This window comes from Chitinophaga pendula, assembly GCF_020386615.1.
Taxonomy (GTDB): Bacteria; Bacteroidota; Bacteroidia; order Chitinophagales; family Chitinophagaceae; genus Chitinophaga; species Chitinophaga pendula.
Genome location: NZ_CP077769.1, coordinates 3221069 through 3233805, shown reverse-complemented (window position 1 = coordinate 3233805; position 12737 = coordinate 3221069). Strand labels below are relative to the sequence as shown.

Genomic DNA, 12737 nt, shown 5'->3' with positions numbered 1-12737 from the left:
AATTCCTTGATAATGATATTATGTATGAAAAATAATACTGTTTAATTCACAGGAAATGATCTATTTAGGTACTCACCTCCACCTTTCCTATAGCTCTCCTGTATCATTCCTGTATCATTTGTATAACCAGGCTATAAGCGACCCCTAACTATAATCTGTTTACCATTAACTAATACACTACATTTATATCTAATAAATGACAGAATCCATGGAACTGCATTTCAGACGTGCTACAAAAAATGACCTACCCGCCATCATCAGCATGCTGGCCGATGATAAATTGGGCGCCGCCCGGGAAAAATTTCAGGAACCACTTCCTCATAGCTACTACGACGCTTTCGAACAGATCAACAGCGACAAGAACCAGGAACTGATCGTCGTAGAAGATGCCGAAAAGCAAGTGATCGGTACCCTGCAGCTTACCTTCATCCCTTCTCTCTCTAACCAGGGTAGTACACGGGCACAGATAGAAGCCGTCAGGGTAAGAGCAGATCGCCGAGGCGCCGGTATCGGCCACAAACTATTCGAATGGACCTTCCACCGCGCCAGAGAAAGAGGTGCACATACCGTCCAACTCACCAGCGACAAACGCCGCGCAGAAGCAATTAAATTTTATGAAAACCTCGGATTCATCGCCAGCCACGAAGGCATGAAACGACACCTCTAACCGCCGGTAACACATATCCCACATTCCGCAAGTTTCGGGTTTTATGCCAATACGACTTTCCCAAACTTTGTAGCTCACATTAACAGATAAACAAGTGGAAAGATTTAACAATAAAGTCGCCCTCATCACCGGTGGCACAAATGGAATGGGATTCGCTACCGCAATGGCATTTATTAAGGAAGGAGCAAAAGTGATCATCACCGGCAGAAACCAGGAGCGTGTAGACAATGCCGTACGTCAGTTAGGCCTCAACGCAACAGGCTTCGCTTCCAATGCTGGTAATATGAAAGATATGCTGGCCTTACAAGACGCAGTCAGACAACATACAGATAGCATTGATGTGCTCTTCGCCAACGCAGGATATGGCAGGTTCGCTCCCATAGAAGCCGTTGACGAAGCCTTCTTCGACGAACTGTTCAACATGCACGTAAAAGGTACCTTCTTCACCGTACAACAAATACTCCCGCTCATGAAAGAAGGGGGCGCAATCATACTCAATACCTCCTTCGTGACCGCCTTCGGCATGGAAAACTTTTCTGTATATTCCGCCGCCAAAGCTGCCGTAAGTTCATTCATCAAAACCTTCTCGGCAGAATGCACCGCCAAAGGCATCCGCGTCAATGGCATCAGCCCCGGACATATCAAAACAAATATCTTTAACAACACCGGCCTCTCTCCCGAACAGATCAACGATGCCGTCGCCGGTATCGTAACCACCTTGCCGTTCAAACGCCTCGGCACACCGGAAGAAATAGCTGCCACCGCACTGTTCCTCGCCTCCACAGCCGCTACCTACATCCATGGCGCAGAAATCATAGTAGATGGCGGCCTGTCCGTTGCCAAATAAAAAAGAAGTATTACACTGTCACCAACAGGGCAGCGGCCAACTCCGATGCAAAAGCATCGATCTGCGCACGGGTAACATTAGGCATACAAATAAGATGCGATTGCCCCTGCTCAGCGGCCAGCTGCCACTTCCTGCGGATCATCGCCGGCGGATCAGGAAACAACACCGTAATTGCCGCCGGATTACGCCAGGCAGCAATCCCCATCTCCTGCAACCGCTGCTCCGCATAAGCCGCCGTTGCCAAACTATGCATCGCCCGCTCCCGTAACCCCTCCACACCCAACACCTTCAACGCATACCACAGGAACAACGGACTATGCCCGTTCCGCGAACCCGTGATCGTCGTATCCATACTGCCAATATAGGCCACCGACCGCGCAATACGGTCCCGATGCCCCTTACGGACCACCACCACACCACAGGGAATAGGAGAACCAATGAACTTATGCCCGCTGATAGCAATACTATCCACACCGTCCTCAAAATCAAAAGCAGGACGAGGATCAAGAAATGCACTGTAACTACCCGACAATGCACCGTCCGCATGAATATAATGATGATGAATAGCCAGCCGCTTCAAAATACCCTTGATCCGCTGCACATCATCCCGCGCCTCCGTCATCGTCGTCCCGATATTCGCCAGGATAATCACCGGCAAATGACGGTTCAACCGTATCGTATGCTCCAGGTCCTCATAATCGATCTCCCCATTCTTCAACGTCCGGATAATAATACCGGGCATATTCAGCAAATGCAGGTTCTTCTGCACACTGTAATGTGTAGCCTCAGAATAATATACCATCCCCTTCGGAAACAACTCCCGCGCCAGGTACAACCCATACAGGTTGCCTTCAGAACCCCCGTTGGTAACATACCCCCACCAGTCATCCTCCGGCGCCCGGAACAGATCCGCAAAGAACGACACCACATATTGCTCCATATCCCGCGACCCCACCGCATATGTCGAGGGCACAAAGGGATCACCCAAATTGTTCAAGGGATATTGCAGAAATGGCAATAACGCATCATAGTTGAAATCTTTCGATACCGGATATCCCAGGAAATCCCGGGTACAGGTTTGTACACGCGTATGCATAGCATCCAGCGTCGCCTGATCGGCGGCTGACAATGACTGATCTCGCTTTCTCATAATGAATTACAGGTGGCTTACGAAATAATATACTGCGAATGTAATAATTGTAGTTATTGAGAACTGTATAGATGAGTAAATAAGAAAATATAGACTATTTTTGGAAAGATCGCAGCTTATTTTTACTGAATTTACGGTAAAGTAACTGGCTAAATAGTAAATAAAAACTATGACAATCACATTGGATAAAACAGATCGGAAAATATTAGACGTCCTGCAAAAAGATGCCCGCCTCAATACCAAAGAGATCGCACATCGTATAGGACTCTCCGTAACACCCACCTATGAACGACTCAAAAAGATCGAAAAAAGCGGCGTCATCAAAAGTTACGTCACCCTCCTCCATGGCGATAAAGTAGGCAAAGGCCTGATGGCATACTGTAACGTATCCCTTCAGCTACACGCACAAACATTGATCAGGAAATTTGAAGCGGCTATCGCCCGCATGGAAGAAGTAATGGAATGTTACCACGTAGCAGGTAACTACGACTATCTGCTCAAAGTTGTTATAGATGACATGCAAAGCTATCAGCACTTCCTCACCAACAAACTGGCAGCGATCGAAAACATAGGTCAGGTACATAGCGCCTTTGTACTCACCGAAGTAAAACATACCACCGTATTCGCATTAACTTCAACGGCAGTATAATCACCCGCTCAGTTGTTCCGGTTCAGCGATGCCATAAATGCCGCCCGGTGGCGCTCACCGATCGGTAGGTAATCAGCGCCGATCACAATACGGTTCTTCTCCACCGCATCCACCTTGTCAATCGCAACCACATATGACTTGTGTATACGCGTAAATAAATGTTTAGGCAACAACTCCTCCAAATTACGCAGACTGTCCAGCGTGATCAACTTATCCTTCGTCGTATGGATCAACACATAATCCCGCGCACCCTCCAGGTACAATATCTCATCATATCGCACCTTCACCAGCTTGTTATCCGTTTTGATAAAAATATGTGGTAAGGGTGGGGTAGGGGCCACAGCAGCAGTCGTCGCAGGGGCCAATAATGAACTGGCCTTCTGCACCGCCTTGTAAAATCGCTCGAAAGCTATCGGCTTCACCAGGTAATCCACCACATTATGCTCATATCCATGGATCGCATACTCCGTATACGCAGAGGTAATGACCACCTTACACTGATGGTCGATCGCCTGCATAAACTGCAAACCGTCCAACTCAGGCATCTGGATATCCAGAAAGATCAGGTCCGTATGCTCCGGCGTAGCAAAACGTAACGCTTCCAGTGGCAGGTCACAGGCCGCCACCAATGTCAACCCGGGTACCTTCTGCAGGTAACTCGCCAGTAACTCCAGCGCCCAGGGTTCATCGTCTACCAGCAAACATCTTATCATAACCCAATATCATATCGCCAGTTGCAGGCGTATCGTAAATGTATTTTCTTTCTCCTGTATATCCAATGCATACCGGTCCGCATACTGCAATGCCAGCCGGCTCTTCACATTTTTTAATCCGATGCCCGATGTCACATCCTTATTACTTCGGTTGATCTTATTCCGCACAGAAAATACCAGCCCATCCGTATCAATTCCCATCGTTATCTCCACCGGATGCTCCGGGTCCGTACTGACACCGTGTTTAAACGCATTCTCCACAAAAGAGATCAGCAGCAATGGCGCAATCTGTTTGCCGGCAGCATCACCCTCCAATATAAACTGCACCGACGTACGCCGGCTACGGTACTGCTGCAGGGCAATATAGTCGCGTAAATAATCGATCTCCTTACTCAACAATATCTCAGTAGCACTGCTCTCCGTCATCATATACCGCATAATACCAGACAACTTCTGTATCGCCGGCAACGAATTCTCCGATTGATGATACACCATCGAATAGATGTTGTTCAGACTGTTGAACAAAAAGTGAGGACTGATCTGCGACTGCAACAACGCACGCTCCGCATTCACCTTCTCCTGCTGCAATGCCAGCTGCTGCTTCTCTGCTCGCAACCAATGATCAATAAACCAGATAATAGTACCGGGCAATAGCAGCTGACTGACCGACTGAAGGAAATTGTTCACCACATAAATACCCCACTCCTGGCCATAAGCACTTTCACAGTAATTGCAAATGCCAAGGTATTTAAGAAAAAGATACTCCTGTATCCCAAAACGTAAACCTACATATGCCATCCCAAACAACAACCACGATAACACGATCATCAAAAACCACCGCCGCTTGAAAAAAGCCGGCAGCGTCACAAAGTAGTTCACATAAAAGATAAGCCCGAATATAAACACATTACTGAGGAACAATGGAGAAGTAAACCGCGATAACACAATGAACTGATGCTTATATGCCAGATCGTTCATCACCTGTACCACGATCATCAGGTAAAACCAGAATATAATGTGTACGCCTATAAGTGCCTTACGTTTCATCGTACCGCCAAAGTAAATAAAAATTGCCGCCTGCCCCCCCTTTTACTGCAAACGCCACTTTTCATCCGGCAAACAGGCCCGGGTATCCGGCCAATCATAACCACCCCCGCCCACCCCTGAAATAACCGCTTCACGTTCGCCGTACAGGAAACGGCGTTTGCAGAATATCCGCGACCAAGACCGGCCACAGGCATAGCTTTGCACCATAACACGGATCTATGCGTCTACTCTTTCAACTACTGACAGCCCTCCTGGCAACAGGACAGCTCCTCGCCCAGCAACCAATAACAGCTCCGGCAAAAAAACCGTCGCTGACCACTACCACCCAACAGCTCACCGCCATCACCATCAAAGGCAACAAACCACTCATCACCACCGCCGATGATAAGATCAGCTATAATGTCGAAAACGATGTTTCACTCACCGGCCTCTCCGCCGCCGAAGCCCTCGCCAAAGTACCCATGATCACCGTCGATGGCAACGGTGGCATACAACTCAAAGGACAAAATACCTACCAGATACTTCTCAACGGCAAACAAACTTCCATGTTCGCTAATCAACCGGGAGAAGTACTGAAAGCATTTCCAGCCAGCACCATCGCCCGCATCGAAGTGATCACCAGCCCCTCCGCCAAATACGAAGGAGAAGGAATCACCGGTATCATTAACATCATCACCAAAAAGAAAGTAACGGGCTACAACGGCTCTTCCGCATGCAACTATAATACCATCGGCCAAATAAACCCCAATACCAGCTTCAATCTCAAATATGGGAAAATAGGCGTCACCTCCTTCGCCTACCTGGCCAAAAATATCGGCTTCGATACCCATGGTAGCCAGCAATATAAAGCCCAGCCTCCTGCTGCATCCTTTGCCAGCAGAACAGCCACAGATACCGCCCATGCCACCGGCTACATGTGGGGGGCCAATGTCGAACTGTCCTGCGACCTCGATAGCCTCCAAAGTATCAGCATCTATGGCCGCCTCGCCGCCAGCGGCAAAACAAACGACCTGCAAAGTAAATTCACCACCACCGGTACACAAGGACAACTTTTGCAATACAGCACCTTCCATACCGGCGATCGTGCCGACGCACCGGCAGGAGAGTGGGGCGCCGATTACACCCGCCGCTTCCAACAAAAAGACCGCCAGCTATCCCTCGGCATCAACCGGCAATTCAACCGGCAGTCCGGCAACACCTTCAGCGAACAATATAATACCGTCTCCCCCGATCGCTTCCTGCTCAATGACTTCCGCACCAAAAACATGCAAACCTCCGTACAGGTCGATTATACCCACCCGCTAACACCAATGGATAAACTGGAACTGGGAGCCCGCTTCATACAAAGACAGGTAGAGGCCACCTACACCGGCAGAAGCCGCTCAGATAAAACAATGCCCTACAATGTCGATCCGGCCAACAACGATGCACTGGACTACACACAGCGGGTAACAGGTGCCTACTCCGTATGGACACACAAATGGCCCCATGGTTTTACCTCCTCCCTCAGCGCCCGGCTCGAACATACCACCGTCAATGGCGACTTCGCCAACAGCCATACAACCGCTACACAAAACTACTGGTCCCTGCTGCCCGCTGCCTCCTTGAGCAGATCAGGGAAAGAAGGCCAACGCCTCACATTGGCTTATAACAGGAGATTAGTACGCCCCGGCGTCGCCTTCCTCAATCCCTACACCGACAACCGCGATCCCCTATATATCACCTCCGGCAACCCCACACTGACACCGGAATTCGCCGACAATATCGAAGCTGCCTTCAACGCCTCTAACAATAACGTCGCCTGGAATATCGCAATAAATACCTCCTTCCTGGATCATGGCATCCAGCGCGTACTCCGCTTGGATGAACACAATGGCGTAAGCTACCAGACCTACGAAAATGCAGGTACCAGCAAAACAGTCGGCTTTAGCGGATTTGTCTCCGTGAAACCGTTCCCTAAATGCGATGCGTCGTTAAATCTGAATCTGAACTATAGCAGCATCCGCAACAATAGCGATGCGCAACAAAGAAATGAAGGCTGGTTTGGGGGGATCAATACATCGCTCAGTTATACACCCACAGACAAATGGATGTGCTTTAGTAATATCGCCTACACTCGCCCGCCCGTACAACTACAGGGACAGAACGGCGACTACCTCTTCTACAACCTCGGCGGCGGCTACTGGCTCCTCAAAAGAAAACTGCTCTTCACACTGGCAGGCCTCAACATTTTCAATAAATACTGGCAAATGAAAAATACCTTCCAGGCGCCGGGCAGCAGCCAGCAAATCATACTGAACAGGCCCATGCAGGCCGTATCCGTTAGCTTACGCTACAACTTCGGCCGCCTGAAAGAAAATACTTCCCGCAAAAAAGGAGTGCAGATAGATGATACCAAAACAGAAATACAATAAGCAACCTATCCGGCCGTCAACTCAAAGGTCGCAATATCCATCTCCTTACCGTTGATGATTACCGACACCTGGTGCACACCGGGGTAATACGTACGCGTCGTAATAGGTTTAAAGGAATGTTGTTTCGTCATTGACAATACTTCCTGCCCCTCCAGGATACGCTCACTGATCTTAAAGACCTTCTTATACAGGGTACCATTATTACGTAGAAAATAAACAGCATACTCTATCCGTATCTCCTGCGCGTCTGCATGCTGATTACGGATGTCGAAAGCAAAAGTCAATGCACCGCCTACCTTCACGGTTGGCTTTTGCAAAGACAACGCCTCCACGCGGATATGCTGACTGTCCAGCTTATATAACGCCAGTATCTCCGGATGCCCTTGTTTGAACAGCGTTCGGCAGGCATGTTTCACAATCGCATCCGTCTCTTTACTATGTCCCAGCCAGCGCTTCGCAATGTCCACCACCACAGCCGGGTGATCCTTCGCAATATCATTGATATGATTGGCTACACTCTTTCGCACCCACTCATGCGGATCATGTTTCAACTGCTCCAACATGGGAAACAGTACGCTGGGGTCTGCCTTCAGATAAGGCACCGCCAGCCCCCAGGGCAACCGCGGCCGCAACCCTTCGCTGGACAATCGCCGCACCGCATAATGCGGATGCCTGGACCAGGAGATCAGCTGCTCCACCATCGTCAGCCCGTATTTCAACAGGAACGGTCGTACGGCAAACTCACAGCTGATAAACTGCGTCACCCGCTCTATCGCCGCAACAGACAACGCATACTCCTCAATACCATACACCTCGATATAATCCGGCAGGAACATAAACGCAAAACTATTGCCGGAACCAGCCGCCCGGATCGATGCAATCAACTGGTCGAATACCTGCATCGTCACTCCGAAATCACCAGGCAGATACCCATGCAATACCTTCGTCGTATGCCGCATCCGCTCCTTCAACTCCATATCGGCAAAAGCATCCGTATGTATATCACCCAAAAAGGCCGCTGGCCTGAACCCAGGCACCAGCGGCTGTAATAACTTAGATAACCGCTCGTAAAACGAGCGGTTATACATTTCTTTCAATGGCTCCATTAATGTGACGTATCAGTAGTAGCTTCGAGTAGTTTCGGCAATATAGAACGGATATCCTCAAAAGTATACAGGTTGTCGCCCGTTACCTCATGACTCACCTCTTCATGCGCCCAGGTAGTATGATATGGAATATGGAACGCATGACCGCCAATATCCAGCACAGGCATCACATCCGACTTAAGAGAATTCCCGATCATCAGGAAAGATGCAGGAGCACAGTCAAGATGTTTCAACAACTTGCGATAGTCCTTCTCCTTTTTGTCACTCATGATCTCAATATGGTGGAAATAATGCGCCAACCCGGACTTGTTCAGCTTACGCTCCTGGTCCAGCAGATCGCCTTTCGTCGCCACCACCAGCCGGTACTTCCCGCTCAACGCCTGCAATACCTCCTCCACACCGTCCAGCAATTCAATAGGCCGGTGCAGCAAGTCCTGCCCGTAATTGATCGCTTGCTGTATCATCACCGCCGGCGCCCGGTGATCCGTGACCCGCAGAATAGTTTCTATCATACACAACATAAACCCCTTCACACCATATCCATACAGCGACAATCGCTCCATCTCCGTTTTAAACAATTCCTGGGAGGCCGCATGGTGAGATACATAATCCTCCAGTAATCCGGCAAACTGTAACTCCGCCTCACGGAAATAAGGCTCGTTCACCCACAAAGTGTCGTCTGCATCAAATGCTATAGTCTTGATATCTTTCATCTGGCTGTATTAGAAGGGCTAAGTTAGCGAAAAACAAATGCTACCCCGGGACATTCGTCCCGGCTAAGGCAAAAGTTCATATTCTGCTACGCCCATACCAGCCAACTGTATCATATCAGTAGGAGAGAAGGCTTGCCCGTCACCTGCCCGCACCATACGCCCGGGGTGCAAACTTCCCCATTCAATACGCGTCTGCTGCGCCTCCGCCTGTGGGTTGAATACCCGCACCACGTATCGCCCTCCCGCCTGCGGTGTAACGCTGGTCACCGTCAACGACGGATTACTCAACCGGAACAAACTGCGGGGCAACTGCACACCGGCTCTCACCGGGATAGCCAGCAGTGGTTGCGTAAAATCAGCCGCCGCCTGCTCCATCGCAGCACCGTCATTCTCGCGGTGCGGCCGCAGGGCATAATGATAACGGCTAACACCCGACTGATCCGCTTTATAATTGGTATGCCAATAGTTATTCATCACATAGCTGAACCAGGTCGATGTGGGGCCCCCTGCCGTCCGCCATAACCGGTGACTTTGCACTACTACCCGTCGCTCATCCGTCATCTGCCCGGGCTCCACCATCGGCGCCTCCAGCAACAACCATTGCACACCACCGCCACCGGCTGATACATCCATCCAACGACGGCCATACAAAAAGTCCATATTCGAACCGGGTAACTGATCCGCCACATAACGCAGCGTACCATACCCCGCATCCAACGTCGCCGCCCCCGCAGGTACATCAAATGGAAACCCGAAATGTACCGCTTCCTTCTCCCGTATCGCCTGCTTGTCAATCACATTCTCCAACAACACCATATCCGATCCTGCATACAACGACAACCGTCTTTCTAATTGTTTAGTACCGGGTGCACCACCACTGAGCGATACCGTCGTCACAACAGGCCCTCGGTCTATAATAGTAGTCCGCACCGCCTCATTGGACCTGGCCTGCGCCGGGTCTAATCCGGGCACATACCAATAACTGTTCAACCCCTGCTCCCGGAACTGACCGGCATAATTACGCCCACTCACCTGGCTCAACTGCGTGATACTGCCGTGTATAGTATCCCAGCCCACCTGCACCTGCTGGTTGCTAAGCACAGAGCCATGTAGCGTCGCCGCCTCCCTAGCCCGCACCGCCACATCAGATACCTCGTACTCCGCCGTACCCAAGGCAGGAACATCCTTCGCCACAAATACATACCCGCCATCCCGCAATGCCTGCAACGGATACCGCCGCCCTTGTGCGTCCTTCACCGACTTACCGGCCATCGCGATTCGCACCGGCCCGCTACGTTCCCGCGACAACGTATTCACCACCACGATCCTGCGCGATCCACTGTCCGTAATAGGCTGCAACAAAGCCGCCGATAACCCCTCCGCCTGCGTACGCGCATCCTGCATGAACTGCCGCTTAATACGCCACTGCTCCGTCACAAAAGGTACTTCCGGCTGACTGATACTGTTATGCGCTCCCCACGTATGCTCATGAAACAACAATACATTCGTCCACGCTTCGTAAAACCGCTGCGCATCATAACGCGTCGCTCCCAATATAGCATAGGCATTGGTCAACTGCTGCAATTGCAGACTGGTACGCCTGTTCTCTCCCTCTTCCTGCGCCGTCGATCCCGCACCGTCTTCCCAATATGGTGTTATATCCCCTTTTACCACCGGCAACTGCTTACCGTAACGTTGCTCAAAAGCGGCAAACAACTGGTCCGTCGTATTCAATACAATCCTCGGCGACTGGTACCGCTCATTCCACTCCTTCACAAACCGAGATACCGCCGTATCAATAGGCCCATTATCCGCTACCACATTATACCGCCATTGCACCATCTCATAAGGATAACTGGAATCTGCGAGCGATTGCAGGTACAAAGCAATATGCTGCTTGCCGCGCTCAAAGACAGCGCCGGGCGCCGTACCGTGCCAGGAAGAATATCCCTTCCCGGCCGTCCAGAGCAATATCTTTTCCTCACCGGAAGGAGACACCCACCAGGCCGGTTTATCCCCCCAATGCCTTACAAAATGCCCCACACGGTCACCCAGGTTAGGATGTCCCTCTCCCAGGTAATTAGGACCGCTGGAAAAATATTTCACCCCGCCCTTCGCCAACGCCGTCACCGTCGTCCAAGTATAACCAGGCACATCAGAGATCATGGCACTGGGAATAGTAAACCCATACTCCTTACGTAGCTGCGCCGCATAATCAGTGTAATGAAATAACTCCTCCGGCAGACTAAGCCCCGTCAGCATATTGGCATATAAAGCAGACAAACAGATACTGCCTTCCTTTACCGCGGCCACAAAAGCCGCCTTCTTCGCAGGACTGGCCTGTTTCAAATAATGCTCCACCACCCACAACGATTCTATGTTCCACTTGAAACGTGCCTCCGGCGGATAACTACGCGTAGCCTCAATCATCCGTAAAGCATCGTCAATATTACGCAGGTGTATCTGCAACACCTCCGGCTGCAAATGAGAATAACCAATGTCAGTGTGCGAGTGATGAATAAAATGCAGCTCCCGCGGAATCACCGGCGTCAACGTCACATACCGGTCAGACAACACCCGCTTCCCGTCCATCACCTTCAGCCGGATACTGTCTTTCTGTTGCACCGCAGTAACAGGGATGTCCATCGTATTAATGCCTTCCTGCACCGGGAAAGAGAAAGTACCATACCGGCCGGCATCTACCGTCAGCGACCGGGGAAGACCAAAGTGTAACGCCGTCAGCGTAACAGGTTGCTTGCCGCCGCGTAACAGAAAGGGAGGAGCCGTCGCATCGATCTTCTCCTCAAACGTGAACTTAAAGGTCATATACCAGTCATTACTACGCTGCGCCTGTCCCACCACCTTCAACGTCACCGGCTGACCAGCACGTACCCGGCTCCGCGGCAACCGCAGAAAGGCCATCCCGTGCGCATCCCGCGCACCGTCCTGGCGTATCTGCTCAAACACCAGCCTGCTGCTGTCAGCCGTCCCGACAGTCCAGGTAGGTACCTTATTACCGGGCAATGTCGTAAAGGTCAATAGCTTCTCATCATCCACATACAGATCAAAATGACGTTCGCCACTATTCGTAGCAGAAGAATGCGCCGCCACCCAGCTGAAATAAACATAAGGCCCCTTGATATCCGCAGGCACCTTGTCCGTCTGCCAGACAATCGTTTTCTTACCGTCAGTAGCGCGTGTCAATAAAGCAGTAGTAGCATAGTCCGGATAAGCTGAATAATATCGGATCGTTTCCCCGGACAACTCCTTCGCATATCCGTTGATCCAGTTGATCTTACCCAGGTAGGGTACAGACCTTTGGGCAATAGCTGGTACGCAGGCTACCGTACATAGCATGGCCATGAAAAAGCTCTTCATATATAACGTTTTGGAATTTTAGCTATAACAGATTGGAATTTTAGCGGGCTGAT

Annotated in this window: 10 protein-coding genes; 4 read left to right on the top strand and 6 right to left on the bottom strand. The window is 50.5% G+C overall.

All coding sequences use genetic code 11. The annotated features are described in order from the left end of the window. The first annotated feature begins 208 nt into the window (after positions 1-208). Positions 209-667: a GNAT family N-acetyltransferase gene (locus KTO58_RS11435; protein ID WP_225860200.1), complete on the top strand. Its 459-nt coding sequence runs from the start codon at positions 209-211 to the stop codon at positions 665-667. A 94-nt stretch (positions 668-761) separates the two neighbouring features. Continuing rightward, positions 762-1514 carry an SDR family oxidoreductase gene (locus tag KTO58_RS11430; protein ID WP_095839233.1) on the top strand — a complete coding sequence of 251 codons (753 nt, stop codon included), beginning with the start codon at positions 762-764 and terminating at the stop codon, positions 1512-1514. A 10-nt stretch (positions 1515-1524) separates the two neighbouring features. Here KTO58_RS11430 and KTO58_RS11425 read toward each other — a convergent pair whose 3' ends face one another. Further along, a complete protein-coding gene (locus tag KTO58_RS11425; RefSeq protein WP_095839234.1) occupies positions 1525-2664 on the bottom strand; it encodes a histidine decarboxylase in 1140 nt (379 codons plus the stop codon). 169 nt (positions 2665-2833) lie between these two features. Between KTO58_RS11425 and KTO58_RS11420 the strand changes: the two genes are divergently transcribed. After that, positions 2834-3313 (top strand): Lrp/AsnC family transcriptional regulator, encoded by a 480-nt coding sequence (locus KTO58_RS11420; RefSeq protein WP_095839235.1) that lies wholly within the window; start codon positions 2834-2836, stop codon positions 3311-3313. 8 nt (positions 3314-3321) lie between these two features. Here the strand turns inward: KTO58_RS11420 and KTO58_RS11415 are convergent, their stop codons facing one another. Further along, positions 3322-4026, bottom strand: coding sequence for a LytR/AlgR family response regulator transcription factor (locus tag KTO58_RS11415; RefSeq protein WP_095839236.1), 705 nt, complete (start codon positions 4024-4026; stop codon positions 3322-3324). A 9-nt stretch (positions 4027-4035) separates the two neighbouring features. Beyond that, positions 4036-5073, bottom strand: a complete 1038-nt coding sequence (locus KTO58_RS11410; RefSeq protein ID WP_095839237.1) for a sensor histidine kinase — start codon at positions 5071-5073, stop codon at positions 4036-4038. 218 nt (positions 5074-5291) lie between these two features. On the opposite strand from KTO58_RS11410, the gene KTO58_RS11405 reads away from it, so the two are divergent. After that, positions 5292-7487, top strand: a complete 2196-nt coding sequence (locus KTO58_RS11405) for an outer membrane beta-barrel family protein (RefSeq protein WP_095839238.1) — start codon at positions 5292-5294, stop codon at positions 7485-7487. A 5-nt stretch (positions 7488-7492) separates the two neighbouring features. Here the strand turns inward: KTO58_RS11405 and KTO58_RS11400 are convergent, their stop codons facing one another. The 3 genes from KTO58_RS11400 to KTO58_RS11390 form a co-directional block, all read right to left on the bottom strand. Beyond that, the gene (locus tag KTO58_RS11400; protein WP_095839239.1) at positions 7493-8593 is read right to left on the bottom strand and encodes a DNA alkylation repair protein; all 1101 of its coding nucleotides are present in this window, start codon (positions 8591-8593) and stop codon (positions 7493-7495) included. Beyond that, positions 8593-9306 (bottom strand): HAD family hydrolase, encoded by a 714-nt coding sequence (locus KTO58_RS11395; protein ID WP_095839240.1) that lies wholly within the window; start codon positions 9304-9306, stop codon positions 8593-8595. The genes KTO58_RS11400 and KTO58_RS11395 overlap by 1 nt, the downstream gene beginning before the upstream one ends. Before the next feature lie 63 nt (positions 9307-9369). Beyond that, positions 9370-12684 carry a glycoside hydrolase family 38 N-terminal domain-containing protein gene (locus tag KTO58_RS11390; protein ID WP_225860199.1) on the bottom strand — a complete coding sequence of 1105 codons (3315 nt, stop codon included), beginning with the start codon at positions 12682-12684 and terminating at the stop codon, positions 9370-9372. Positions 12685-12737: the final 53 nt, after the last annotated feature.